The organism is Amycolatopsis sp. NBC_00345, assembly GCF_036116635.1.
Lineage (GTDB): Bacteria > Actinomycetota > Actinomycetes > Mycobacteriales > Pseudonocardiaceae > Amycolatopsis.
This window is the reverse complement of the sequence record NZ_CP107995.1, coordinates 2,561,527-2,585,511: the sequence shown is the minus strand read 5'-3', so window position 1 is coordinate 2,585,511 and position 23,985 is coordinate 2,561,527. Positions and strand designations below refer to the sequence as shown.

Below are 23,985 nucleotides of genomic sequence, written 5' to 3'. Positions count from 1 at the left end.
ACACATGAAACTCACCGTGCGCGTCTGGCGCCAGGCCGGACCGGACGCCGAGGGCCGCCTGGTCGACTACCCGATCTCCGACGCCAGCCCGGACATGTCGTTCCTGGAGCTGCTCGACGTGCTCAACGAGGACCTCGTCGAGGCGGGCGAGCAGCCGGTCGCGTTCGACCACGACTGCCGCGAGGGCATCTGCGGCTCCTGCGGCGTGGTGATCAACGGCCGGGCCCACGGGCCGGAGCGGACCACCACCTGCCAGCTGCACCTGCGCTCGTTCGCCGACGGCGACGTGATCGACGTGGAACCCTGGCGGGCCCAGGGTTTCCCGGTGATCAAGGACCTCGTCGTCGACCGGTCGGCCTTCGACCGGATCATCCAGTCCGGCGGTTACGTCACCGCGCCCACCGGCAGCGCCCCGGATGCCCACGCGACACCGGTGCCGAAGCCGGACGCGGACCTCGCCTTCGACAACGCCACCTGCATCGGCTGCGGGGCCTGCGTCGCCGCCTGCCCGAACGGCTCGGCCATGCTGTTCACCTCGGCCAAGGTCGCGCACCTCAACACCCTGCCGCAGGGGCAGCCCGAGCGGGCGCAGCGCGTGCTGGACATGGTGGACACGATGGACGCCGAGGGCTTCGGCGGCTGCACCAACACCGGTGAGTGCGTCGCGTCCTGTCCGAAGGGCATCCCGCTGACCAGCATCGCGAACCTCAACCGCGAGTTCCTCAAGGCCTCGCGCACGTCACGGCGGTAGCGCTCACTCCGCGAGCACGCGCCGCAGCCAGTTGACGCGGGACGCGCGGGCTTCGCGGGACATCGGCGCGTGCGGCACGACCTCGTCGAACCCGTGGCAGCCGCCCGGCCAGACGTGCAGTTCGGCCTGGCCGCCCGCCTGCCAGAGGCGCGACGCGTAGGCGACGGCCTCATCGCGGAACGTTTCCACGGCGCCCACCTCGACAAAGGCCGGCGGGAGTCCGGAGAGGTCGGCGGCGCGCGCGGGCGCGGCGTACGGGGAGACGCCTTCGCCGCCCGCCGCGTCGCCGAGCAGGGCCGACCAGCCGGTGGCGTTGGAGACGCTGTCCCACACGCCTTCGCCGACCAGCTCCGTGCTGGACGGCGTGATCGCGCGGTCGTCGAGCATCGGGCAGACGAGCAGCTGGCCGCGCAACGCCGGGCCGCCCCGGTCGCGCGCCAGCAACGCGGTGCCCGCCGCGAGCCCGCCGCCCGCGCTGCCCCCGGCGACGACCAGCCGTGCGGGGTCGATGCCGAGTTCCTTGAGGTGGTCGCCGACCCAGCACACCCCGGCGTAACAGTCCTCGACGGGAGTGGGGTGCGGGTGCTCGGGCGCGAGCCGGTAATCGGCGCTGACGGCGACCATCGGGATCTCCGCCATCCAGTCCAGCACCCAGTCGATCCCGGTGCGGTGGGTGCCGGCCATCATCCCGCCGCCGTGCAGGAAGTACAGGCCGGGCAACGGGATCGCCGGGTCTGTGTTCTTCGGCCGCAGCACGAGCAACGGCACGTCGCCTGCGCTCGTCTCCTCGACGTCCACCCGGTCGCGGATCTCGTCCAGCGACGGTGTGTGCCCGGCCGCCGTCAGCTCGCGCAGCTGCCCGACCAGGTCCGGCGTGATCGACGACGGCAGGGCCGCGTTGATCGCGACCAGCGCCGCCGCGATCTCGGGGTCGAACGGGGGATGTGGCATGGGGGTTCTCCTCGGTGGCTCTGGGGCAGGATCACGGTAGGAGTGCGCGGGGTGGCGGGGCAGCCGTCGGGTGGCGGCTTTTTCCCGCCTCGTGGCGGTTTGGCGTCCGATGGTGGTTCAGCGGTTGCGGCGCAGTAGCCGCAACGCCAGCGCGATCGTCAGCCGAGTCCGGCCGGCGGGCGTGGTCACCGCGTAGCCGAGCCGATGCTCCACCAGCTCGACCCGGCTCTGCAGGGTCGAGTGGTGCACATGCAGCACCCCGGCCGCGCTACGAAGACTGGCTTCGGCCGCGACGGAGGTGAGCGTCGCCAATGCCCAGGAGTACGCAGACGTCACCCGCTCCAGCAACGCCACCTCGGCCACGGCCGACGGGGAGTCACAGCCGTCTGCCAGCGCCAGCAAACCGCCCAGCGCCGCAGTGTCCACATGGGACGGACCGGGTTCGCCGGTGAGCCGCAAGCCGACCCGCGCCTGCTGATACGACAACGGCAACTCCCGCACCCCGACAACGGGCCCGGTCGCCGACCGCTGCCCCCGCGGCGGCCGGACCTGGCCCGCGGGCTCGATCGTCGCCTCGACGTCGCCGAGCCGTGCTGTCCACGGCCGCTGCCCCGCCACACCCACAGCCACCGTCACGACGAACTCACCGTCCACCGCGAGCCCCAGCCGCCGCGCCGCAGCCACCCGGGCCGCCTCGCCCGCGCCCGCGTCCAGCACCACCTCCACCGCACCCGGGTCCACTTCGGACACCCCAGTCCCCGTGCGGTCCAAGACAATCCCCGCCGTGGCAGCAAGCCGATCCAGCACGACCCGGTCGAACTCCGCGTCCCCGGGCGGCTCGCGTTCCAGCCACGTGACGGCGCCCTCGTGCCCCGGCACCGGGGTCACCACTCCCCCGGGCTCGCCGTCGGCGCGGCGGCCGTCCGGTTCCACCCGCAGGAGCAGCCGTCGCGCCGGGACCGCGAGGCCCGCTGGGCAGCCGGCGAGTACGGCGGCCGTCCGGACGGTCACCTCCAGACCCGCGCGCGCCTCCACCAGCGCGTCGAAATGGGCCACCACCTGCAACGCCGCCCCGGCGCCGGGGTCGACCGCCCGCATCCGGCCGGCCAGTTCACGCACGTCGTCCCCCTTCGAACGGCCGAAGCGCGTCCAGCAGGAGGCCGACCAGCCGCGCGGACTGCTCCCGGCTGCCGGCCTGGCCCGCGGACTGGGCGATGCCGCCCATGAACAGCAGCACGTCCTCCGAGGTGAGGTCCGTGCGCAGGCTCCCGTCAGCGGCACCGGCCGCCAGGAGGGTGCCGACGGCATCGGTCAGGAGCGCGCGGCTGTCGGCGTACGGGTCAGTGCCCGAGGCGATGACCGTGTTCAGCGCCTGGGCCATGCCGTACTTGGCCGTGGCGTAGGCGACGAAGTGCTCCATCCACTCGCGCATGGCCTCGGCGGCCGTCCGGCCCGGCAGGAGTTCCGCGGCCTTTTCACACACCATGGTCAGCTGACGCTGGTAGGCCGCGTCGATCAGCGCCTCCCGCGTCGGGAAGTGGCGGTACAGCGTGCCGACCCCGACGCCCGCGCGCTTGGCGATGGCCGCCGGCGCGGCGTCCAGCTCCTGCTCGGCGAAGACCTGCGCAGCGACCTCCAGCAGGCGTTCCCGGTTCTGCCGGGCGTCACTCCTGGTCCGGCGGGGTGCTGGGGGCATGCGGGGTCCTTCGAACGGCCGGGGCGCGGTTGCATTCCGGAACGCATTCCGCTTAAGCTGAAGCGGAACGCATTCCGAATCCACTCTAGCCGAGGACACCCATGCCCACGCTCGCGGACAAGGCCGTACGCCACTGGTTCATCACCGGAGCCTCCGGCGGACTGGGCCGTCAGCTCACCGAACACGCCCTCCGCCAAGGCGACCGCGTCACCGCGACCGTCCGCCGTCCCACCGCGCTCGACGACCTGCGCGACGAATACGGCGACCGCCTGACCGTGGAGATCCTCGACGTGACCCATCCGGCGGACATCGACGCGGTGATCGGCCGGGTGCTCGCGGCCGGGCCGGTCGACATCGTGGTCAACAACGCCGGTTACAGCGTCATGGGCGCCACCGAGGAGATGACCCACGAGCAGGTCGAGCACCAGCTCGAAACCCTGCTGCACGCGCCGATCCGGATCACCAGGGCGTTCCTGAAGCCGATGCGCGAACAGGGCGGCGGCCGGATCGTCCAGATCTCCAGCATGGGCGGCCAGATGGGCGCCCCCATCTCCAGCGCCTACCACGCGGGCAAGTGGGGGCTCGAGGGCTTCACCGAGGGTGTCAGCCGCGAAGTCGCCGGGTTCGGCGTCCACTTCACCCTCGTCGAGCCCGGCGGCACCGGCACCGGCTTCGTCTCGGCCCTGCAGTACACCACCGAAACGGACGCCTACCGCGACACCCCGGTCGGCGAGATGCGGCGCTGGCTGCAGAACGACGGCATCCTCACCGGTGACCCGGCCAAGGTCGCGGCCGCCGTCTACGACACCACCCGGCTCCCGGTCCCACCGCTGCGGCTCACCCTCGGCACCGACTCCTACGACGCCGTCCACGCCGCCCTGACCGAACGCCTCGCCGCGCTCGAAACCCAGAAGGACCTCGCCGCTTCGGTCGCCTTCACCGACTGAGCCTGCTCCGGTCCGCCCCAATGTGGCGTTCGGTGCGTCCAGCGCACCCAATGTGGCGTTCGGTGCGTCCAACGCAACCAACGCCACATTGGGGCGCATTCCCCGCCGGCCGGGGACGGCGGAAAAGGGCGCGCGCCCACCGCCCCCGGCTTGCTAACGTCCGCGCCATGGGTGTCTTCGCAATGATCCGGATCCGCTGCTCCTGAGCGGCGGACCCGACTCCTCGTTCGGCCTGCTCCGCCGCACTCCGGCCCCAGCCGGTGCGGCTCCTCGTGCTGCCCGGCTCCACTTTTGTCCCCCCGGACCTAGTTCCACTGTGGAGTGCACCCCCATGCCTGCCTCACCCGTCGGCGGACGGCACGAGCTCGGCCAGAACTTCCTGGTCGACCGCGCCACCATCACCACGATCTGCGCGGCCGTCCGCGCCACGACCGGCCCGATCGTCGAACTCGGTCCCGGCGACGGCGCGCTGACCGTCCCGCTGAGCCGCTCCGGCCGGGAGATCACCGCGGTCGAACTCGACCCGCGCCGCGCCCGGCGACTGGCCGCGCGAACCGGCGGCAACGTCACGGTCGTCACCGGAGACCTGCTCCGCCACCGCTTTCCCCGCGAACGGCACACGGTCGTGGGCAACATCCCGTTCCACCTCACCACCGCGGCGCTGCGCCGGCTGCTCGCCCAGTCCACTTGGGACACTGCCGCGCTGCTGGTGCAGTGGGAGGTCGCCCGCCGCCGCGCCGGGATCGGCGGCGCCACGCAGCTGACCGCCGCGTGGTGGCCGTGGTACGAGTTCGCGGTGCTGGCGCGGGTGCCGGCCCGCGCGTTCCACCCGGTGCCCGGGGTGGACGGCGGGGTGCTGACGATCAGCCGCCGGCCGGCGCCGCTGGTCGCGGAACCCGCGCCGTACCAAGAGTTCGTGCGCGAGGTCTTCACCGGGCGCGGCCACGGGCTGGCCGGGATCCTGCCCCGCACGGGCCGGCTGAGCCGCCGCGCCGCGAACGCGTGGCTGGCCGCGAACGGCCTGCGCCCCGCCACCCTGCCCCGTTCGCTGACCGCCACTCAGTGGGCGTCGCTCTGGGATCTGATGGACGGGGCGCGGTGAAACTCAGGGCCGCGGCGCGTTGCGGAGGTTGGTGCGGGCCAGCTCCACCATCTTGCCGACCCCGCCGTTGAGCACGGTCTTGCCCGCCCCGAGCGCGAACCCACGCACCATCTCGCCGGTGATCCGCGGCGGGATCGACAGCGCGTTCGGGTCGGTCACCAGCTCGACCACCGCCGGTCCGGGGTGGACAAACGCCTTCGCCAGCGCGTCCTTCACGTCCCGCGGGTCCTCGACGCGCGTGGCGTGGATGCCGCACGCCTGCGCGATCGCGGCGAAGTTCACCGGCGCGTGGTCGGTGCCGAAGTCCGGCAGCCCGTCGACGAGCATCTCCAGCTTGACCATGCCGAGGGTGGCGTTGTTGAACACCACCACCTTCACCGGCACGTCGTAGGCGGACAGCGTCAGCAGGTCGCCCATCAGCATCGCCAGCCCGCCGTCGCCCGACAGCGAAACGACCTGGCGGCCGGGCTGGGCGAACTGCGCGCCGATCGCGTGCGGCAGCGCGTTGGCCATGCTGCCGTGCCGGAACGACCCGATCACGCGCCGACGGCCGTTCGGCGTGAGGTAGCGCGCGGCCCACACGTTGCCCATGCCGGTGTCCACAGTGAACACGGCGTCGTCGTCGGCCAGCTCGTCCAGCACCGACGCGGCGAACTCCGGGTGGATCGGCCGGCGGTGCTCGATCTTCGTGGTGTACGCGTCGACGACCTTCTCCAGCTTCCGGACGTGCTCACGCAGCATCCGGTCCAGGAACGAGCGGTCGGCGCGCTCCTTCAGCAGCGGCAGCACGGCCTTGATCGTCTCCTTGACGTCGCCGTGCAGGGCCAGCTCCAGCGGGGTGCGGCGGCCGAGGTGCGCCGGGTCGCGGTCGACCTGGATCGTGCGGGCCTGCGGGAGGAAGTTGTCGTACGGGAAGTCGGTGCCCAGCAACACGATCCGGTCGGCCGAGCGCATCGCGTCGTAACAGGCGCCGTAGCCCAGCAGCCCGCTCATGCCGACGTCGAACGGGTTGTCGTACTGGATCCACTCCTTGCCGCCCAGCGAGTGCCCGACCGGGGCGGCGAGCCGCTCGGCCAGCGCCATCACCTCGTCGTGCGCGCCGCGGGTGCCCGCGCCGGCGAACAGCATCACCTTTTCGCCGGAGTTCAGCAGCCGCGCCAGCTCCTCGATCTGGTCGGCCGGCGGCACGGCGGGCGACGGCGGCACCAGCCGGACGTTCTCCACACCGGCCTGCGGCGCCTTGCGGTCCGCGACGTCGCCCGGGATGGTCAGCACGGACACCCCGCCCTTGCCGACCGCGGTCTGCATCGCGATCCGCAGCAGGCGCGGCATCTGCTCGGGCTGCGAGACCAGCTCGCTGAAGTGGCTGCACTCGGTGAACAGCTGCTCCGGGTGCGTTTCCTGGAAGAAGCCCGTGCCGATCTGCGCGGACGGGATGTGCGACGCGATCGCCAGCACCGGCGCGCCGCTGCGGTGGGCGTCGAACAGGCCGTTGATCAGGTGCAGGTTGCCCGGTCCGCAGCTGCCCGCGCACACGGCGAGCTTGCCGGTCACCTGGGCCTCGGCGGCGGCCGCGAAGGCCGCGGTCTCCTCGTGGCGCACGTGCACCCACTCGATGCCGTCCGTGCGCCGCACCGCGTCGACCACCGGGTTGAGGCTGTCGCCGACGATGCCGTAGATCCGCTCGACGCCCGCGTCCCGCAGCGTCCGCACGAGCTGTTCGGCCACAGTGGCCATGTCGTCCTCCTGATGTCCGCTATCCCTGCCTCCAGCGTCGCCGATCCGCTGCCATGCGTCCAATGCCTGATTTTCCTGGAAAACATGCCGTGGCAGTATGGATCGCATGGACCTGCACGTACTGCGGCTCTTCCAGGAGGTGGCGCGCGGCGCGACCGTGACGGACACGGCCGCGCGCGCCCGGCTCACCCAGCCCGCGCTTTCCCGGGCGCTGCACCGGATCGAGCGGGAGGCGGGCGCGCAGCTGCTGCAACGCTCGGGCCGCGCGCTGCGGCTGACGCCGGCGGGACACGCGTTCGCGGGGCACGTCGACGCGATCCTGGAGCGTTACGACGAGGGCCTGCGCGCCATCGCCGAAGCGGTCGACCCGGAGGCGGGCCTGATCCCGCTCGCGTTCCTGCACACCTTCGGCACGTGGCTGGTGCCGCCGGTGCTCGGCAGTTTCCGCGCCCAGCACCCGAGGGCGCGCTTCGAGCTGCGCCAGCACGGTGAGGAGGGGCTGGTCCGCGAGCTGCTCGACGGCACCGCCGACCTGGTGCTGACCAGCGGCGACCCGGGCCACCCGCTGATCCGGTGGGAACGGATCCTGGAGGAGCCGCTGCTGCTGGCCGTGCCGCCCCGGCACCGGCTCGCGCGGCGCAAGCAGGTGCGGCTCGCCGACGTCGCGGAGGAGACGTTCATCTTGCTACGCCCCGGATACGGCCTGCGCGACACCACCGAGCGGCTGTGCGCCGAGGCCGGGTTCAGCCCACGCGTCGGGTTCGAGGGCGAAGAAGTGGAAACGCTCCGCGGGCTCGTCACGGCGGGCCTCGGCGTCTCGCTGCTGCCGCTCCCCCACACCGCGACGTTCGCGCCTTCGCCCGCCGCGTACCCGGTGCCGCACCTGCGCCTCACCGACGTCCACGCGGCGCGCGACATCGGGCTGGCCTGGCCCGCCGGGCGCGACCTGCCCCCGGCGAGCGAAACGTTCCGGCGGCACGTGCTCGCCACCGCGCCACGCACGCTGTCCGGCTGATTCCCGTCAGTGGCTCCGGCGGGTGTTGAGCTGGGCGGCTTGGCGCGTCAGGTAATCCCGCTCGGCCAGGTTGGGCGCTTTCCCGGCCGCCTCGACGTACAGCCGGGCCGCCGTCGCGAGGTCGCCGTCGCGCTCGTGGAGGTACGCCGCCACCGCGGTGTGGCGGGGCAGCGAGTCGTGCAGCTCCGCGAGCGCCGCCAGCCCGGCGCGCGGCCCGTCCGCCTCGCCGACGGCCACCGCGCGGTTGAGCCGGACGACCGGGCTTTCGGTCAGGCACACGAGTTCGTCGTACCACTCGACGATCTGCACCCAGTCGGTCTCTTCGGCGGTGAGCGCGTCGGCGTGCAGGGCCGCGATCGCGGCCTGGGCCTGGAATTCGCCCAGCCGGTCGCGGGCCAGCGCCGCCTGCAGGATCTCGACGCCCTCGGCGATCAACGCGGTGTCCCACCGGCCGCGGTCCTGCTCGGCGAGCGCTATCAGGCTGCCGTCGGGCGCGGTCCGGCTGGCGCGCCGGGCGTGGTGGAGCAGCATCAGGGCGAGCAGCCCCGCCACCTCGGGACGGTCGATCGAGGCCGCGAGCTGGCGAGTGAGCCGGATGGCCTCGGCGGCGAGGTCGATCTCACCGGAGTAGCCCTCGTTGAAGACCAGGTACAGGACGCGCAGCACGGTGGCGACGTCGCCCGGCTGGGCGAACCGCACGCCGGAGACGGTCCGCTTGGCCCGGCTGATGCGCTGCGCCATCGTCGCCTCCGGCACCAGGTAGGCCTGGGCGATCTGACGGGTGGTCAGCCCGCCGACGGCGCGCAGCGTGAGCGCGACCGCGGACGACGGCGTCAACGAAGGGTGGGCGCACAGGAAGTAGAGCTGGAGCGTGTCGTCCACCCCGGACACGGGCGCATCCGAGCCGGCCTCGTCGACGACGTCCTCACGCCGCCGGCGGGCGGCATCGGCCCGGGTCGCGTCGAGGAACCGGCGCCAGGCCACAGTGACCAGCCAGCCCTTCGGGTCCCGCGGCGGGTCGTCGGGCCAGACGCGGACGGCTTCGATCAACGCGTCCTGCACGGCATCCTCGGCCGCCGCGAAATCGGCTCCGCGGCGGACGAGGATGCCCAGCACACTCGGAGTGAGGCTCCGGAGCAGGGCCTCGTCCATCAACTCTGTCACTCCGTGACGGTGGGCGGCTCGGTCAGGAACGGGCGCAGTTCAAGCCATTCGTGGATCGGCTTTCCGCCCGCCCCGGGTGCGGCCGACAGCTCCCCGGCCAGCTCGAGGGCGCGCTCGTAGCTGTCGACGTCGATCACCATCCAGCCGGCGATGACGTCCTTGGTCTCGGCGAAGGGGCCGTCGGTGACCGGCGGGCGCCCCTCGCCGTCGGACCGGACGAACGTCCCCCCGGGGGCCAGCGCCTGGCTGTCGACGAACTCGCCGGTCCCCTCGAGCCGGGTCGCGAAGTCGCGCATGTACTGCATGTGCGCCGAGATCTCGTCGGGGGTCCACTGGTCCATGGGCACGTTGTTGACCGAAGCCGGAGCGCCGCGGTAGTGCTTGAGCAACAGGTACTTGGCCATCGTGTTCTCCTCGGTGCTGGTGCGACCCATTCTGGTCACGTTCACAGCGGGGACGGAGCCGGGCACGGGTTCTCGACCTGACCGTCCGAACTTTTTTCCGGCCCCGGACACACCGGATCCCCCGGCAGCTCAGGGCCACCGGGGATCGAGGGAAAGGCTGGTTACAGCTTGCGGCCGACGACGCCGGCCACGCACCGGGCCGACTCGCTCAGCGCGGTCAGCCGCGGGCCGTCCGGCCACCATTCGTCGGCGACCGAGAGGCCGGGGCCCGACGTCGCGTTCGGGGGCAGCAGCTCCAGGCCCGGCATCATGGCCTCGATCTCCACCCTGGTGCGGAAGCGGCCGGCGCCCAGCGGGCCGGACACCAGGATCTCTTCGATCCGCTTGGCGACCGCGGTCAGCTCCTCGACCTCGGGGTCGTAGAAGTGCGCCAGCGCCACGAAGGAGCCCGGGGCGAGCGCGTCGATGTACTCGCGCATCACCTCGACGGCGCCGTCGCCCTCGTAGTGGTGCATGGTGCCGATGTGCAGCAGGCCGACCGGCTGCGAGAAGTCGATGTACTCCCGCACGGTCTCGTTCTCCAGCACCATCGACGGCCGGAAGATGTCGGCCTCGACCATGTGCGTGTAGTCGTTCTCGGCCAGCAGCGCGCGGCCGTGCGCGAGCACCACGGGGTCGTTGTCCACGTACACCACGTGCGCGTCGCGGTGCGAGCGCTGCACGATCTGGTGGGTGTTCTCGGCCGTCGGCAGGCCGGAGCCGCAGTCCAGGAACTGCCGGATGTCGGTCTGGTTGGCCAGCAGGCGCAGCGCGCGGTTGTGGAAGCCGCGGTTGCCGCGCGCGATGTGCACGGCCTCGGGCACGGCCGCGCTGATCTTGTCCATGACCGCGCGGTCGACCTCGTAGTAGTGGTTGCCACCGAGGAAGCCGTCGTAGATCCTCGCGACGCTCGGCCGGGAGGGATCCACTCCGACCGGGACCTGGCTGGGCGAGAGCGTGGACGGCGGAGCGGTGGACATGGCGACCTCGCAAGGCAGGCTCGGGGGGCAGCTTTGGCCCACCCAGAGTAGTACTCCGGCACCCGACGGTTACGCGAGGTCGCCCATTCAGCGGCGCCGCGTTACGGGAACCGGCCGCACCAGCGCTTTCGCCGCACCGGAGATCACTAGTGGCGGCGCGGCGGGCCCTGCTGGTCGCTCCACTGCTGGATGTAGGAGTTGACGGCCGAGCTGAAGTAGTCGGCCAGCGGATCGTCCGAAGTGGTCTTGGAGGCGGGCGCGCCACCGCCCGGGGCCTTGCTCGGGGCACGCCGCGCTTCGGTGGTCCGCACGGTCGTGTGCGAGACCTCGTCGGACGCGGCCGGCGGCTCCGGGCTGGCGCTCATCGTGGCGATCGCGGGCGGCGCGGTGGACGACGACGGCGCGGCGGGCACCTCGGCGGGCTTCCCCGCCGTCCCGTTCACCGGGGCGGGCCACAGGGCCCAGGTGCCGAGACCGGCCAGCGCCACCACCGCGGCACCGGCGATCACGAAACGCCGAGCCGGCCGCCTCCCGGTTTCCGGGGGTGCCGTCGCGGCCCGCCCGCCGGGCTCCGGCGCGCCCATCAGCGCGTCCAGCTCCGCGGGCAGTTGGCCGACGGCGGGCTGGGGCCGGGTCGACGGCTCGGCCGGTCCGCCCGTGGCGACGAGCGGCGGCTCTTCCCCGGAGATGCGCGGCATCGGGGCCGTCATCGACAGGCTCACCAGTTTCGCGACCGAATCCAGATCGCTGTTGTCACTGTTGTCGCCGGGCTCCGTGCGAGCCATGCAGACCTCCACCCTGCCGGGACCGCGGGCACCCGCGGCACGTCCGGCCGCCGGATCCTATGAACCCCGGCCGATCTTGTAAACCCGCCCCCCTCCCGCGACCCGGGCGCCGGGCTCGCGGCCGGGTGAGCGGCCGCGGCCGAACGGGCGGGAATCGGCCGTCCGGCGGCACGAAAACCACCCGTACAGGCCCATGAATCGACGCTTGAACCCCGCGGCGGCGGGTACTCCCCCGCCCATGACAGCTGACGTGGCCGTGGTCGGCCAGATCTCGCGCGATCTGGTGGTGCTCGTTTCCGGCCGGTCCGAGGGCGCGCCCGTGCGGGAGCGCCGGGAGCTGCTCGGCGGGAAGGGCGCCAACATCGCGGTCGGGCTCGCGCAGCTCGGCGCGTCGGTCGGGCTGCTCGGGGTCGTCGGCGACGACGAGCCGGCCGAGCGGCTGCTGCGGCAGGCCGGCACCGGCGGCGTCGACACCGGGTGGGTGATCCGGCGCCGGGGCACCACCACCGGGCTGATGGTCGACGCGCGCGGCGAAGACGGCCGGTGGCGCTACCTCGAAGACGTGCCGAGCGCCGTCCGGCTGACCCCGGACGACGTCACCGAGGCCCGCCCGCTGCTGGCCTCGGCCGGGACCGTGGTGATCCAGCCGCAACAGCCTGCCGACGCGACGCTCGCCGCTGCGGAGTGCGCGCAGGCCGCGGGACGGCGCGTGGTGCTCGACGGCCGCCCGGGCGAAGACCCGCTGATGCGTGCCCGGCTGCTGGCCGCGACCGACGTCCTGCGCCTCGACCGGCCCAGCGGCGCGCTCCTCGCGGGGTACCCGCTCGACACCGTGGAGGCCGCGCTGCGGGCGGCCGACGGCCTGCTGCGGCTCGGCCCCGCGCTGGTCGTGCTGGACCTGGCGGAGCTCGGCTGCCTGTTCGTCTGGGCGGACCAGCACCTGCTCCTGCCGCATCGGGGCGGCCCGCCGGCCGACGCCGCCGCCGACGCGTTCACCGCCGCCCTGGCATGGAGCCTCACGCGCGGCCAGGGCCCCCGCCGCGCGGCGCGGCTGGCCGTCGCCGCGTCCGGGGTCGCCCTCGCCCACCCCGGCGGCCGCCCGTCCCTCACCTCCGAGGCGCTGGCGCCCCGGCTCGCGGAGCTGGACCGGCATTTCGCACCGGCGCGCTGAACAGCCGTTGCGGTCCGGGACCCCTCCCGGACCGGCGCGCCTAACCTGACCCGCATTCGGCGAGGGAAGGGAACGGCATGCGGGTCAGGGGCCAGGCCGCCGCGGCGGTGGCACTGCTGGGATTCTCGGCGGCGGCGTGCACGACGGGCGGGCACGCGCTGCCCGCGCCGCTGCCTGCCGTGCCCGCCGCGACGCGGGCGCTGGTCGGCTGGTCGGTGGCCGTGTGCGCGGCCGTGACGGCGGCCGACGGCCTGCGCACCGGGATCGACGAGGTGAACCACACGGCCGCGGACCCGGACCAGGCGAACTTCCTCGACTCGAGCATCGACTCCTACCTCAGCCGCACCGGCTCCGGCGCCGAGCAGGTGCGCGGGCAGCTGAAGGACGTGCCGCCGTCCGGGGTCAAGGGCGCGGACGCGTACGTGGCCTCGCTCGACAAAGCCTTGGGGGAACTGCAAAAGAAGGTTCCGCCGACCACCACGAAGCAGCCGCTGGCCAAGGCCCGTGAGGTCGCCGAGGCGGCCACCGCGCTCAAGCCGACGGCCGCGGACCTGCAGAAGGCGGTGCGGGGGGACGCCAAGCTGAACGCGTCGTTCAACGTCGCGCCGGGCTGCGCGCCGGTGCGCCAGTTCGGCCCGGTCGACGCGGCCTCGCCCACGCCCGCGCTGGTCACCTGGTCCGATGCGATGTGCAGCGCCACCGCGTCCGTGACCTCGCTGCGCGCGCAGAAACTGGGCGACATCGCCAGCGACGACCCGCGGTTCGCGAGCTTCGGCGGGTTCGAGCTGGGCAACTTCATCGGCTCGGCCGGCAGCCAGGTCGAGCAGCTGACGGCCACCCTCACCCCGCTCGCGCCGACCGGCGTCAAGGAGGCCGACGCCTATCGGACCGGCCTGCTCGCGGCGTTGCAGGCGGTGGCGCCGAAGCTCCCCTCGACGCACGGCCAAGGCATGGCCGACCTGTCGTTCCAGTCGGTGGACCAGCTCAAACCGCAGGCCCAGCAGGTGATCGACGTACTCGCGACGATCACCGTGCCCACCCCGGACCTGCCGACCGCCGCCGGGCGCAGCAAGGTGCTGGCGAACTCCTACAACGTCGCGCCGAACTGCCGGCCGCTCGGCTCGCCGCCCCCGTCACTGCCCGCGGCCGCCAACGGCACCGACCTCGGCGCGTGCCAGGCGGGCAAGTGCCAGGTCCAGGTGTCCGGCGTCGCCGACGTGACGGTCAGCGGCATGCCCTTCACCGTCTCGGTTAGTCCGAATTCCGTGCGTCTGCGGCAGGACACCGGCGAAATCGTCCTGGGCGTCGGCGGCAGCGGCAAGTTCGGCACGGCCGGGCACACCGTCAGTGTCCGTGTGACGGCTCTGCTCGACGGCCAGGCGGTGCTGGACATCTCGACGGAATGAGCCGCGACCTAATAGTTGATATGAAGGTGCTTGTTCACTCGATTCGGTGAGGTTTTTGGTGGGTGGTGTCGGTAAAATTGTGGGGTGAGTTGTTATGGGGATTCTTCTTTACATGACGCCGTCGATGTTTTGTCCCGGATTCATGAACGGGCCATCCGAGTTGCACAGTTGGAGGCCGAACAGGCTGCTGATGTCGCGTTGTTCGCGGCGGCGGGTGGGTCTGCCCGGTCGGTGGTGGCCGAGCTGGCGTTGGAGTTGTCGGTGACAGAGCGGCGCGCTGGGGCTGATGTCGCGTTGGCGCAGGCGCTGACGACCCGGTTGCCGGAGACGTTCGCAGCATTTCGGCGTGGAGAGATCGACGGTTTCAAGGCGCGGATGGTTTTCGAGCCGACGATAGCTCTTTCTGATGAGATGGTCGGTCAGGTTGATGCGATTGTCGCGACGCGGTTGGCGGGGAAGAATCCGTCGTCGTTACGGGCCGCCGTGAATCGGGTGGTGCAGAAAGTGGATGCCGAAGGATATGAGCGAAGATCCCGCGCGCGGCGGCGCGACCGTAACATCTGCCTGGTCCATCAGGACGAGACGATGTCCACCTTGCTGTGTGATCTGCCCGTGGAACAAGCATCGGCGATCTACACCTCCCTCGACCACCAAGCACGGAAGCTCCGTCGCGGCGATGAGGTCCGGACGTTGGATCAGTTGCGTGCGGATGTCCTGGTCGATCGGCTGCTGAACCGGTCATCAGGTGACAGCGGTATCAAACCCGTGGTCTACCTGTATGTGGACCTGGTGACGCTGGCTGGACTGAACGAGGATCCCGCCGAACTTTCGGGTGGTGGCACGGTCCCGGCGTGGCTGGCACGGGAACTCGCGGCGGACTCGAACTCGGCGTGGGAGCCTGTCACGTTTTTTGTGTAAGCTAGAGGTGATTGCTTACATTTGTAGGTTATCAGAAGAGTATGCGTCCGGGGAAGATGTCGATCAGTGTGTTGAGTGCCACCTTCCAGCCGCGTGTTCCGGTTCCTGATTCACCACCGCGTTGACTGGATATGTTGCGGAGTCCGAGGTAGAGAAGTTTCATTGCGGCGTCTTTGTCGGGGAAGTGGCCGCGATTCTTGGTGATTTTGCGGAGTTGGAAGTTGATAGACTCGATGGCGTTGGTGGTGTAGACGATTTTGCGGAGTTCGGGTGGGTAGTCGAGGAATGGGATGAACTCGTCCCATGCGTTGTGCCACACGTCGACAGCGCCCGGGTATTGGGTACCGAATTGTTTGTCGAATTCGGCCAGGCCGAGCTCGGCTGCTTCGAGAGTGGGTGCGGTATAGATTTCTTTCATCGCTTTGACGATCTTCTTGCGGTCGCCGTAGGACACGAATCGCATCGCGTTGCGGATGACGTGCACAACACAAGTCTGCACGACAGTGTCCGGGAAGATCGCGTGAATCGCGTCGGGCAGGCCAGTCAGTCCGTCGCAGCAGGCGATGAGGATGTCCTTGACACCTCGGTTACGCAGGTCGGACAAGACTTTCTGCCAGAACTTCGCTCCTTCGGTGTCCTGGATCCAGCATCCCAGGGCGTGCTTGCGGCCGTCCACGTCGACCCCGATGGCCAGGTAAGCGACCTTGGTGGTGACGACCCCGTTGTCCTTGACCCGGATCCGGATTCCGTCGACATACAGGATCGGATAAACCTCGTCCAGCGGGCGCGATTGCCATGCTTTGATCTCGTCGACCACCACGTCGGTGATATTCGAGATCAATTCCCGAGACGCGTTCACGCCATACACTTCACGTAAATGCGCCTCGATATCACGTGTCGCCATACCGCGCGAATAGAGCGACAGGATCATGTCATCAATGTTGCCGATACGCCGTGCTCGTTTCGGCACGATAGCCGGTTCGAACGAGCCATTCCGGTCACGAGGTACCTCAATATCGACCGGGCCATTCGTGGTCGACACAGTTTTCCGGGACTTTCCGTTACGAGAATTACCGGACCCATGGCCTGCCGGGTCACCGGCATCGTAGCCCAAATGGTCGGTCAACTCGGCCTGCAAAGCGCGTTCCAGCACCGCTTTGGTCATCTGATTCAGCAGGCCGTCCACGCCGTCGATCGGCGTGCCGGCCGATTTCGCGTCCTTCAGCAACGCGTCAATCGTGGACGGCGAGAACGCGTCCGCGAGCCGCCGCGCCGCCGTCTCGTCACCCTCACGAGACGATGTGTCCTGAGTCACTCGGTGTCCTTTCCGACCGCCAAACCAGCGAGTCGATCTTGGTACACCTCTGACTTACACGGTTGTCATGACACGCCCCGGTGTGGCGGCGGATCATCACCGAGCCCGACACCGGGCAGGTCCTCAGCGTTGGCCGCACCCGCTACCGGCCACCAGCGGCTCTCGTCGATCTGGTTCAGGCGCGGGACCGAGTGTGCCGGTACCCCGGCTGTCACCAATACCACTAAGTTAAGGGTGTCTGCGCAGTGGAAATGATTGGGCAACACGCCTGGCAATTGCTTTCCTTGGGTATCGGGATTGAGTAGTATTGAGTGGTGAGTCGAACTGGGCATGTGAAATTGCTGGGAAACGGTGGAGCGGGCGTTCGGTTGACGGACCGGATTTCACTGGGGGTCTTGGCTGATGTGGTGCCGAGAGATTTCATTGAGGACGTGCTGAATAGAACTGGGCGTCGCGAGCAGCGATCTCGACTGTTGCCAGCCCATGTGATGGTTCGTTTTTGTATGGCGATGTGCTTGTTCTTCGATGATGACTACGAGGAAGTGATGCGTAAGCTCGTGGGATCTTTGAAGGATATGAGATCGTGGTCGGATTCGTGGCATGTTCCTTCGACCTCGGCGATCACTCAGGCTCGGCGGCGTTTGGGCGATGAGCCGTTGCGGGAGTTGTTCGAGGATATAGCGGTTCCCGTGGCGGGCCCGGGCACGAAAGGCGCATGGCTGAGATCGTGGCGGTTGATGTCGATTGACGGGTGCGCGTTGAATATTCCGGACACTGCGGCCAACGTCGCCGAGTTTGATCGGTCCAACAACGGTCCGAATGCGAGTGCCTACCCGATCGTGCGGGTCGTCGGGCTTGGCGAATGCGGCTCACATGTCCTCGTCGATGCCGCGCTTGGCGGTGCGCCTGTCGGAGAGACGACCCTGGCCAAGGAGCTGACCCGCTCGTTCGAGGCAGACATGCTCATCACCGCCGACCGCAGCTTCTACAGCTTCCCTGCCTGGCAGGAGACGCTCGAGACCGGCGCCGATGCCCTGTGGCGGGTGAAGTCGGATCTTCTGCTGCCGGTCGCGCGTGTCCTGCCGGACGGTTCCTACCTCTCGGCCGTGTTCCCGCCGAAATTACGCAACTACCACAAGAAGGAAATCCTCACACGGATCCGAGACGGTGCCATGCCGCACACGACTCAGGCCATGGTGGTGCGTGTCGTCGAATACGAGATTCCCGACCGTGAGCGAACCGAGGAACATGACACCATTCGCCTGATCACCTCAATACTCGACCCTGAAGACATACCTGCTATCGAGTTAGCTACTGCCTATAGTGAGCGTTGGGAGTACGAAAGCCTGCTTGATGAGGTCAAGACTCATCAACGCGGGCCAGGGCGAGTGCTGAGGTCTCAATCGCCGGAGATGGTCAGGCAAGAAATATGGGCGTTGCTGCTGACTCACTACAGCATACGGGCGCTCATGTGCCGGGCTGCCGACGAAGCCGATGTCGATCCCGACCGATTGTCGTTCATGCGCACTCTCCGCGTCATCCGCCGCCAGGTCACAAGCCAGGCGGCTTTTTCCCCCTCAAAAACTGAAAAAGGCACGCGCGGAGACGACGACTGAAATTCTTGAACGTCGCCACCGGCCGCGGCGACACCGAACAAACCCACGCGCCCTCAGGAGACTCAGATACAACCGCTACAGAGTCAAAAAACCCACCGACCACAGCATCCGACACGCCGGCCCGCCGACCATTACCCTACGGCCTCCAGCGGCTTAACTTAGTGGTATTGCGGCTGTCACCGCCCGTCGCAGTACAGCGACATCGACCACACCCACGACTTCGCGCTAGGCGGCCACACCGCCGAAGAGAACCTGGCCCCGTACTGCCGTCGGCACCACCGTCTCAAAGACGAACCCGGCTGGACCTACACCACAGCACCCGGCGGCGACGGCACGATCACCACACCGACGGGACGGGTGTACCCGACAACACCGCCACCACTACAAGAAAACCGGACGAAAGGCGCCGCCGGTGACACCAGGCACGAAGCAGCCGCCTGACCCCGGCACATAGTGAGCAACCCCCGAGGCCGGATAGCGTCGCGTGATACCGCTTTCTTCACCTGGCTGTGCCGCCCACAACGCCCCATGAGGTCTTCTCAGCAGAGGGCGGGAACTGGATGTTGCCGCCGAAGGTGCGCCAGCCCTACCGCGAAGCCCTCAATGTGACGGACAGGTCGCGGAATCCGTGCCGCCGGTAAAAGGCGATCGCGGAAGTGTTCGCCGAATAGGCGGTCACCGAGAAATGGCGGGCGCCGCGAGTTCTCGCCCACCATTCGAATCGCGCGACGAGCGCGGAGCCAACCCCCGCCCGCCGGACCTTCGGCGCGACCCGTACGCTCTCGAGGACCGCCGTGACGGCATCCGCGCGCAGCGGCGGACCTCCGCCGAGCCGGCCGACGAGGTGGCCCACCACGGCGTTCCCCTGCTGGGCCACCAGACAGAGCGCGTTATCGTCGGCGAGCAGCGCCGAGTAGTACCGCCGTCCGTCATGTTCCGGCCAGCCGAGGTCCATCCGGTCGTCGTGCCGTCCGCCGTCTTCGGCGAACAATTCGTGCACGGAATCCACCAAGCCGGACAGGTGCGCCGGATCGGCCACCGCGATCGCCGTATTCATGAAAGCGACGTTAACGTGCCGGATTAATCATGTAAATATCGAAATTCAGAAGCCCGGCCAGCCCCGCCGAAGGTGGTCGAACGCGGTCTTCAGCGCGTCGCGCGGGTCGGGTTCCAGGGCGGCCAGGTCGGGGACCTCCAGGACGTACCGGGCCAGCACCCGCACCGAGAGGTCGTCCGCCGGCCGCGACGCCTCTTCCGCGATCACGCCGGCCAGTACGGCCTCGTTCCCGGTCCACAGTGTCCTGGCGTAGGCGCGCAGCGCGGGCGTCCGCATGACGAGGTCCGTGCTGCGGCGGAACTCCGGGCTCCGGGCCGGGTCGAACGGCCCGCGCGTGGTCAGGAACGCCTGCAGCGCATCGAGAATCGAGACGCCCGGGCCGCGCTCGCGCACCGCGGCGGTCAACCTGGCCGCGCGCTCCGCGCCGTCGCCGAGGATCAGGGCCTCCTTGCCGCCCGGGAAGTGCGCGAACAGCGTGGTGACGGCGGTGTCCGCGGCCGCCGCGACCTGCGCCACGGTGACCTGGTCGAAGCCCCGCTCCAGGAACAGGCGCAACGCCGCCTCGGACAGCGCCTGGCGGGTAGCGGCCTTCTTGCGCTCGCGGCGCCCGGTCGTCTGCGGCATGCCACCCACCATACCCGAAGTGACTACGAACTCGTAGTCATTGCAATTTTTCTGTCACTGTGGTTTTCTCGGTCCCATGGGAACCAAGACCGTCCTGGTCACCGGCGGCAACGCCGGGATCGGGTACTTCATCGCCGAGCAACTGGCCGGCCGCGGCGCCACCGTCGTGATCGGCTGCCGCAGCGCAGCCAAGGCCGAAGGCGCGATCGGCTCGATTCGCACGCACGTGCCAGGCGCGCAGGTGCGCCACATCCCGCTGGACCTCGCCGACCTCACGTCGCTCAAGGCCTCCGTGGACGCACTGGAGCTGAGCCACCTCGACGCCGTCGTGCACAACGCCGGTGTGCTGCTCGAAGGGCAGGAGCGTCAGGAGACCGCGGCCGGGCACGAGCTGACGTTCGGCACCAACCACCTCGGCCACTTCGCCCTGACGCACTGGCTCGCACCGCTGCTGGCCGACGGCGGCCGGATCGTCACGACCGGCAGCTTCACCGCGAAGCGCGCCGAACTCGACTTCGACGACCTGCAGAGCCACAACGACTACGAGCCGAAGCGCACCTACTCCCGGTCCAAGCTCGCGCAGATGCTGTTCGGCTTCGAGCTGGACCGCCGCCTGCGCGCGGCCGGGAGCGGCGCGATCAGCGTCGTGACGCATCCGGGCGGCGCGCTGGACTCGCTCACGCCGTCCCGCCCACCGGTGCACGTCCGCAAGCCCGGCCTGTCACCCGCGGGGCTTCTGCTGCAGGGCAAGGACGCCGGGGCCTGGCCGTCCGTCCACGCGGTGCTCGACCCGGACGTCGCCGGCGGGCAGCTCTGGGGCCCGCGCATGCTGGGCCTGCGCGGGCAGCCCCACCAGGAAACGGTGCGCGGCGCGCTGGCCGGCACCGACGCCGCGGCCCGCGTGTGGGCGGCCAGCGTGGAGCTGACCGGCGTGGACCCGTTCGCCTGATTCCCCTTCGCCTGACTCCACAGTGGACAGCGGGATAAACCAGGTGACCCGGCCCGGGCCCGCCGGTAGCGTGGCCGGGCCGCCCACCTGACCGGAGGAACCGCCGTGCCCGCCTCGTTCCCGATGCCCGAACCCTATGACCACGGACTGCTCGACGTCGGCGACGGGAACCAGGTCTACTGGGAGACCAACGGTTATCCGGACGGCAAGCCCGCGCTGGTCGTGCACGGCGGCCCCGGCGGGGGCGGGAAACGCAGCAGCCAGACTGCGTTCGACCCCGCGAAGTTCCGGATCGTCCGGTTCGACCAGCGCGGCTGTGGCCGGAGCCTGCCCCACGCCGGTGACCCGTCGGTCAGCCTGGAGCACAACACCACCGAGCACCTCATCGCCGACATGGAGAAGCTGCGCGAGCACCTCGGCATCGGGAAATGGCTGCTGTTCGGCGGTTCCTGGGCCCCGGCGCTGATGCTCGCGTACGCCGAGCGATACCCGGAGCGGGTCTCGGAGATGGTCATGATCGCCACGTTCACCTCGGGGCCCGAGGAGGTCGACTGGCTCTACCGCGGCGTCGGCCGGCTGCTGCCCGCCGAGTGGGCGGCCTTCCGGGACGCGGTGCCCGAGGCTGATCGCGACGGTGACCTCCTCGCCGCGTACAGCCGGCTGCTGGAGAGCCCCGACGAAACGGTCCGGCTCCAGGCAGCGCGCGCCTGGTGCACGTGGGAGGACGCCGTGATCGCGCACGAATCGAAGGGTCACCCGGGCCAGTACAGCGCCCGGGACGGCGCCGACCTCATCGCGTTCGTCCGCATCTGCGCCCATTACTTCGGCCACGCCGGCTGGCTCGAACCAGGCGCGATCCTGCGCGACGTGCACCGGCTGCACGGCATCCCCGCCGTGTTCGTGCACGGCCGGCTGGACCTCAGCGTGCCGATGAAGCCGGCGTGGGACCTGGTCCAGGCGTGGCCCGGCGCCGAACTGGTGGTCATCGACGACTCCGGCCACACCGGCAGCCCCTCGATGGGCGACGCGATCAGGGCGGCGGTGGCGCGCTTCGCCGACCGCTGACCGGTCAAGCAGGTAGGGCGTCGAAAGTGACGTCGAGCCGGTGCGGGCTGTTCAGCGACAGGCCCACCTGCCGCGAGATCTCCGCGCCGTCCGCGAGGCGGAAGTTCGTGGTGCGCGCCAGGAGTTCCTCGAACGCGATCGCCAGCTGGACGCGGGCGAAGTGCAGGCCGAGGCAGCGGTGGATGCCGAAGCCGAACGCCAGGTGGGGCACGTTCGGGCGGTCGAACACCAGCTCGTCCGGGCGCTCGAACCACACCGGGTCGCGGTTGGCCGCCGCGAAGAGCACCGCGATCCGGTCGCCCTCCTTCACCGGCACGCCGCCGACCTCGGTGTCGCGGACGGCGGTGCGCGCCATGAACGCGACGGTCGTCTCGTAGCGCAGGAACTCCTCCAGCTCGCGCTGCCAGCCGTCCGGGCGGCGCAGGATCGGCTCGACGTCCGCGCGGGTCGCGAGGTGGTAGGCGATGTTCGCGATCACGCCGCGGGTCGTGTCGAGGCCGCCGAGGAACAGCGTGGTCACGATGCCCAGCCGCTCCTCCAGTGTGAGCGGGCGGCCGCCGACGGTCGCCGTCACCAGCGCGCGCAGCACGGTGTCCTCGCCGCCGGCGCCTTCGACTTCGGCCAGCGCCTCCATCGCCAAACCCGCCAGCGCCTGGAACGACTCGGGGCTGCTCGTCAGCGCCGCCTGCTTCGCCGCAGCGACCCCGCGGGCCACGAGATCCTGGTTCTCCGTGGCGAACACGATCTTCGCCAGCGAGCCGGCGCTGAACGGGATCGCGAAGTCCTGCACGACGTCGCACACTCCCTTGTCCACAAAGGACGCGACGGCGGCGCGGGCGATCTCCCGCATCTGTTCCTCGTAACGCAGCAGGAAGTTCCGCGAGAAGTACGGGTTGAGGATCTTGCGGTACTCCCGGTGCGCCGGCGGGTCGGTGTCGATCGGGATCACCCGCACCGGCACGCCGCGGATGCTCGGCTGCCCGGAGCTGAACCGCTCGGGGTCCGCGCAGACGGTGCGCACGTCCTCGTAGCGGGTGAGCACGTGGTAGCCACCGTCGGCGCCGGTGTGCGGGATCGGGCTCCGGGTGCGCGCGGCCGCGGCCGCCGCCAGCAGGTTCTCGCGCTGGTCTTCGGCGTAGAGGTCGACGTTCGCCAGGATCTCCTCGACCGACTTGGCCATGCGTCCTCCCGACTCGCAGGGACAACCACCGTAGGGCCGCCCCGGCGCGCCCGGCATCGGCCACGCGGGCGGAAACCCCGCGCGATCGAGTACACCGCGTGGTCGCCGCCGGTCAGCTCGCGAAGTCGACGGAGCGGCCGAGTTCCGCCCACCGGGCGTCCTCCGCCCTCAGCTTTTCCGTGCCGGCCTTGATCATCTCGACGGCGTCGCGGCCCAGCACCAGGTGCAGCGGCGGCTCGTCCAGCCCGGCGATTTCGAGGAACACCCGCGCGACCTTGGCCGGGTCGATCGGCTCCGCGCCGCGGGCGTCGGCCAGGTGCTTGAGCAGCGGGCCGATCGTGGGCTCGTACTCCGGCTGGTACGGCCGGACGGTCATGGACGGGCCGGACCAGTCGGTGCGCATCAGGCCCGGCTCGGCCATGGTGACCTTGACCCCGAGCCGCGAGACCTCGTCGTTCAGCACGCCGGAGAAGCCCTCCGTCGCGAATTTCGCGCTCTGGTAAGCGGAAACGCCCGGCGCGGTGCCGCGGCCGCCGATCGAGGTGACCTGGATGAAGTGGCCCGAATGCTGCGCGAGGAACACCGGCAGCGCCGCCTTGGTGACGTGCACGGTGCCGAAGAAGACCGCCTCCATCTGCGCGCGGAAGTCGTCCAGGTCGAGCTCCTCGACGGACGCCATGTTCGCGTAGCCCGCGTTGTTCACCACCACGTCCAGCTTCCCGAACCGCTCCACCGCCGCCGCGACGGCCGCCTCCGCCTGCGCGGGATCGGTGACGTCGAGCGGGAAGCGCAGCAGCGTGTCCGCGTGGCGTTCGTCGAGGTCCTTGAGCGAGTCGATGCTCCGCGCCGTGGCGACGACCTGGTGGCCGGCCGCCAGCGCCTCCTCCACCACCGCCCGGCCCAGCCCCCGTGAACCGCCCGTGACCAGCCAGACCTTGCCCATGTCCGTGTTCCCTCCGACGAAGCGATCCTCACCGCGGCGCGCGAACTGGCGACGCGCAACGGCGTGCGCTCGGTGGACCTCGGCGACATGGCAGGCGAGGTGGGCGTGCACAAATCCGCGCTGTTGCGGTATTTCGAGACGCGCGAGGAGATCTACCTGCACCTCAGCTG

General features: G+C 70.2%; 23 protein-coding genes and 1 pseudogene. 11 read left to right on the top strand and 13 right to left on the bottom strand.

Translation table 11 applies throughout. The features are described from left to right. The first annotated feature begins 4 nt into the window (after positions 1 to 4). Positions 5 to 751: a succinate dehydrogenase/fumarate reductase iron-sulfur subunit gene (locus tag OG943_RS11465; RefSeq protein WP_328609709.1), complete on the top strand. Its 747-nt coding sequence runs from the start codon at positions 5 to 7 to the stop codon at positions 749 to 751. Positions 752 to 754: 3 nt separating this feature from the next. Here OG943_RS11465 and OG943_RS11460 read toward each other — a convergent pair whose 3' ends face one another. The 3 genes from OG943_RS11460 to OG943_RS11450 form a co-directional block, all read right to left on the bottom strand. Next, entirely contained in the window at positions 755 to 1,702 is a 948-nt protein-coding gene (locus tag OG943_RS11460; RefSeq protein ID WP_328609708.1) for an alpha/beta hydrolase, read from the bottom strand. Positions 1,703 to 1,819: 117 nt separating this feature from the next. Then, positions 1,820 to 2,821, bottom strand: coding sequence for a helix-turn-helix domain-containing protein (locus OG943_RS11455; RefSeq protein ID WP_328609707.1), 1,002 nt, complete (start codon positions 2,819 to 2,821; stop codon positions 1,820 to 1,822). Continuing rightward, on the bottom strand, positions 2,814 to 3,398 hold the full coding sequence (locus OG943_RS11450) for a TetR/AcrR family transcriptional regulator (protein WP_328609706.1): 585 nt from the start codon (positions 3,396 to 3,398) through the stop codon (positions 2,814 to 2,816). The genes OG943_RS11455 and OG943_RS11450 overlap by 8 nt, the downstream gene beginning before the upstream one ends. Positions 3,399 to 3,499: 101 nt before the next feature. On the opposite strand from OG943_RS11450, the gene OG943_RS11445 reads away from it, so the two are divergent. Beyond that, positions 3,500 to 4,345, top strand: a complete 846-nt coding sequence (locus OG943_RS11445; RefSeq protein ID WP_328609705.1) for an SDR family oxidoreductase — start codon at positions 3,500 to 3,502, stop codon at positions 4,343 to 4,345. 331 nt (positions 4,346 to 4,676) lie between these two features. Beyond that, entirely contained in the window at positions 4,677 to 5,447 is a 771-nt protein-coding gene (erm, locus tag OG943_RS11440; RefSeq protein ID WP_328609704.1) for a 23S ribosomal RNA methyltransferase Erm, read from the top strand. Positions 5,448 to 5,450: 3 nt separating this feature from the next. Here erm and OG943_RS11435 read toward each other — a convergent pair whose 3' ends face one another. Beyond that, positions 5,451 to 7,184, bottom strand: coding sequence for a pyruvate dehydrogenase (locus tag OG943_RS11435; protein WP_328609703.1), 1,734 nt, complete (start codon positions 7,182 to 7,184; stop codon positions 5,451 to 5,453). Positions 7,185 to 7,290: 106 nt separating this feature from the next. On the opposite strand from OG943_RS11435, the gene OG943_RS11430 reads away from it, so the two are divergent. Beyond that, positions 7,291 to 8,199: a LysR family transcriptional regulator gene (locus tag OG943_RS11430; RefSeq protein WP_328609702.1), complete on the top strand. Its 909-nt coding sequence runs from the start codon at positions 7,291 to 7,293 to the stop codon at positions 8,197 to 8,199. Positions 8,200 to 8,205: 6 nt separating this feature from the next. Here OG943_RS11430 and OG943_RS11425 read toward each other — a convergent pair whose 3' ends face one another. From OG943_RS11425 to OG943_RS11410, 4 genes are all read right to left on the bottom strand, one after another. After that, on the bottom strand, positions 8,206 to 9,351 hold the full coding sequence (locus OG943_RS11425; RefSeq protein ID WP_328612048.1) for an RNA polymerase sigma factor: 1,146 nt from the start codon (positions 9,349 to 9,351) through the stop codon (positions 8,206 to 8,208). A gap of 8 nt (positions 9,352 to 9,359) precedes the next feature. After that, positions 9,360 to 9,767 carry a YciI family protein gene (locus tag OG943_RS11420; protein WP_328612047.1) on the bottom strand — a complete coding sequence of 136 codons (408 nt, stop codon included), beginning with the start codon at positions 9,765 to 9,767 and terminating at the stop codon, positions 9,360 to 9,362. 161 nt (positions 9,768 to 9,928) lie between these two features. Further along, positions 9,929 to 10,786 carry an SAM-dependent methyltransferase gene (locus tag OG943_RS11415; protein WP_328609701.1) on the bottom strand — a complete coding sequence of 286 codons (858 nt, stop codon included), beginning with the start codon at positions 10,784 to 10,786 and terminating at the stop codon, positions 9,929 to 9,931. A gap of 146 nt (positions 10,787 to 10,932) precedes the next feature. After that, on the bottom strand, positions 10,933 to 11,571 hold the full coding sequence (locus OG943_RS11410; RefSeq protein ID WP_328609700.1) for a hypothetical protein: 639 nt from the start codon (positions 11,569 to 11,571) through the stop codon (positions 10,933 to 10,935). 238 nt (positions 11,572 to 11,809) lie between these two features. Here OG943_RS11410 and OG943_RS11405 point away from each other — a divergent pair, with 238 nt between their 5' ends. The 3 genes from OG943_RS11405 to OG943_RS11395 all read left to right on the top strand — a co-directional run bounded on the left by OG943_RS11405 (position 11,810) and on the right by OG943_RS11395 (position 15,066). Continuing rightward, positions 11,810 to 12,742: a PfkB family carbohydrate kinase gene (locus OG943_RS11405; protein ID WP_328609699.1), complete on the top strand. Its 933-nt coding sequence runs from the start codon at positions 11,810 to 11,812 to the stop codon at positions 12,740 to 12,742. 77 nt (positions 12,743 to 12,819) lie between these two features. Next, on the top strand, positions 12,820 to 14,148 hold the full coding sequence (locus OG943_RS11400; protein ID WP_328609698.1) for a hypothetical protein: 1,329 nt from the start codon (positions 12,820 to 12,822) through the stop codon (positions 14,146 to 14,148). Between the two features lie 84 nt (positions 14,149 to 14,232). Beyond that, positions 14,233 to 15,066 carry a DUF222 domain-containing protein gene (locus OG943_RS11395; RefSeq protein WP_328609697.1) on the top strand — a complete coding sequence of 278 codons (834 nt, stop codon included), beginning with the start codon at positions 14,233 to 14,235 and terminating at the stop codon, positions 15,064 to 15,066. A 31-nt stretch (positions 15,067 to 15,097) separates the two neighbouring features. Here the strand turns inward: OG943_RS11395 and OG943_RS11390 are convergent, their stop codons facing one another. Continuing rightward, positions 15,098 to 16,381, bottom strand: coding sequence for an IS256 family transposase (locus tag OG943_RS11390; RefSeq protein WP_328609696.1), 1,284 nt, complete (start codon positions 16,379 to 16,381; stop codon positions 15,098 to 15,100). 332 nt (positions 16,382 to 16,713) lie between these two features. Between OG943_RS11390 and OG943_RS11385 the strand changes: the two genes are divergently transcribed. Continuing rightward, on the top strand, positions 16,714 to 17,997 hold the full coding sequence (locus OG943_RS11385; RefSeq protein WP_328612033.1) for an IS4 family transposase: 1,284 nt from the start codon (positions 16,714 to 16,716) through the stop codon (positions 17,995 to 17,997). A gap of 586 nt (positions 17,998 to 18,583) precedes the next feature. Here OG943_RS11385 and OG943_RS11380 read toward each other — a convergent pair. Both OG943_RS11380 and OG943_RS11375 read right to left on the bottom strand, forming a co-directional pair. Further along, positions 18,584 to 19,054 carry a GNAT family N-acetyltransferase gene (locus OG943_RS11380; protein ID WP_328609695.1) on the bottom strand — a complete coding sequence of 157 codons (471 nt, stop codon included), beginning with the start codon at positions 19,052 to 19,054 and terminating at the stop codon, positions 18,584 to 18,586. A gap of 45 nt (positions 19,055 to 19,099) precedes the next feature. Then, complete coding sequence (locus tag OG943_RS11375) at positions 19,100 to 19,678, bottom strand: TetR/AcrR family transcriptional regulator (RefSeq protein ID WP_328609694.1); 579 nt, start codon at positions 19,676 to 19,678, stop codon at positions 19,100 to 19,102. A 76-nt stretch (positions 19,679 to 19,754) separates the two neighbouring features. Between OG943_RS11375 and OG943_RS11370 the strand changes: the two genes are divergently transcribed. Together OG943_RS11370 and pip are read left to right on the top strand one after the other, a co-directional pair. Next, positions 19,755 to 20,627: an SDR family NAD(P)-dependent oxidoreductase gene (locus tag OG943_RS11370; protein ID WP_328609693.1), complete on the top strand. Its 873-nt coding sequence runs from the start codon at positions 19,755 to 19,757 to the stop codon at positions 20,625 to 20,627. A gap of 105 nt (positions 20,628 to 20,732) precedes the next feature. Then, positions 20,733 to 21,692 (top strand): prolyl aminopeptidase, encoded by a 960-nt coding sequence (pip, locus tag OG943_RS11365; RefSeq protein WP_328609692.1) that lies wholly within the window; start codon positions 20,733 to 20,735, stop codon positions 21,690 to 21,692. A gap of 4 nt (positions 21,693 to 21,696) precedes the next feature. On the opposite strand, the gene OG943_RS11360 is transcribed toward pip, so the two are convergent. Both OG943_RS11360 and OG943_RS11355 read right to left on the bottom strand, forming a co-directional pair. Further along, positions 21,697 to 22,872, bottom strand: a complete 1,176-nt coding sequence (locus OG943_RS11360) for a cytochrome P450 (RefSeq protein WP_328609691.1) — start codon at positions 22,870 to 22,872, stop codon at positions 21,697 to 21,699. Positions 22,873 to 22,984: 112 nt separating this feature from the next. Further along, positions 22,985 to 23,815, bottom strand: coding sequence for an SDR family NAD(P)-dependent oxidoreductase (locus OG943_RS11355; protein WP_328609690.1), 831 nt, complete (start codon positions 23,813 to 23,815; stop codon positions 22,985 to 22,987). Between the two features lie 24 nt (positions 23,816 to 23,839). Here OG943_RS11355 and OG943_RS48320 point away from each other — a divergent pair. After that, a pseudogene (locus tag OG943_RS48320) lies at positions 23,840 to 23,965 on the top strand (TetR family transcriptional regulator); the annotation flags it as partial. Positions 23,966 to 23,985: the final 20 nt, after the last annotated feature.

What these genes read in the sequence shown, in the direction of transcription:
- OG943_RS11375 (WP_328609694.1), bottom strand. Translation starts at nt 19,678, where the DNA reads ATGCCGCAGACGACCGGGCGCCGCGAGCGCAAGAAGGCCGCTACCCGC.
- OG943_RS11450 (WP_328609706.1), bottom strand. Translation starts at nt 3,398, where the DNA reads ATGCCCCCAGCACCCCGCCGGACCAGGAGTGACGCCCGGCAGAACCGG.
- OG943_RS11355 (WP_328609690.1), bottom strand. Translation starts at nt 23,815, where the DNA reads ATGGGCAAGGTCTGGCTGGTCACGGGCGGTTCACGGGGGCTGGGCCGG.
- OG943_RS11380 (WP_328609695.1), bottom strand. Translation starts at nt 19,054, where the DNA reads ATGAATACGGCGATCGCGGTGGCCGATCCGGCGCACCTGTCCGGCTTG.
- OG943_RS11445 (WP_328609705.1), top strand. Translation starts at nt 3,500, where the DNA reads ATGCCCACGCTCGCGGACAAGGCCGTACGCCACTGGTTCATCACCGGA.
- OG943_RS11425 (WP_328612048.1), bottom strand. Translation starts at nt 9,351, where the DNA reads ATGGACGAGGCCCTGCTCCGGAGCCTCACTCCGAGTGTGCTGGGCATC.
- OG943_RS11435 (WP_328609703.1), bottom strand. Translation starts at nt 7,184, where the DNA reads ATGGCCACTGTGGCCGAACAGCTCGTGCGGACGCTGCGGGACGCGGGC.
- OG943_RS11465 (WP_328609709.1), top strand. Translation starts at nt 5, where the DNA reads ATGAAACTCACCGTGCGCGTCTGGCGCCAGGCCGGACCGGACGCCGAG.
- OG943_RS11410 (WP_328609700.1), bottom strand. Translation starts at nt 11,571, where the DNA reads ATGGCTCGCACGGAGCCCGGCGACAACAGTGACAACAGCGATCTGGAT.
- OG943_RS11360 (WP_328609691.1), bottom strand. Translation starts at nt 22,872, where the DNA reads ATGGCCAAGTCGGTCGAGGAGATCCTGGCGAACGTCGACCTCTACGCC.
- OG943_RS11420 (WP_328612047.1), bottom strand. Translation starts at nt 9,767, where the DNA reads ATGGCCAAGTACCTGTTGCTCAAGCACTACCGCGGCGCTCCGGCTTCG.
- OG943_RS11400 (WP_328609698.1), top strand. Translation starts at nt 12,820, where the DNA reads ATGCGGGTCAGGGGCCAGGCCGCCGCGGCGGTGGCACTGCTGGGATTC.
- OG943_RS11430 (WP_328609702.1), top strand. Translation starts at nt 7,291, where the DNA reads ATGGACCTGCACGTACTGCGGCTCTTCCAGGAGGTGGCGCGCGGCGCG.
- OG943_RS11370 (WP_328609693.1), top strand. Translation starts at nt 19,755, where the DNA reads ATGGGAACCAAGACCGTCCTGGTCACCGGCGGCAACGCCGGGATCGGG.
- OG943_RS11405 (WP_328609699.1), top strand. Translation starts at nt 11,810, where the DNA reads ATGACAGCTGACGTGGCCGTGGTCGGCCAGATCTCGCGCGATCTGGTG.
- OG943_RS11415 (WP_328609701.1), bottom strand. Translation starts at nt 10,786, where the DNA reads ATGTCCACCGCTCCGCCGTCCACGCTCTCGCCCAGCCAGGTCCCGGTC.
- OG943_RS11460 (WP_328609708.1), bottom strand. Translation starts at nt 1,702, where the DNA reads ATGCCACATCCCCCGTTCGACCCCGAGATCGCGGCGGCGCTGGTCGCG.
- erm (WP_328609704.1), top strand. Translation starts at nt 4,677, where the DNA reads ATGCCTGCCTCACCCGTCGGCGGACGGCACGAGCTCGGCCAGAACTTC.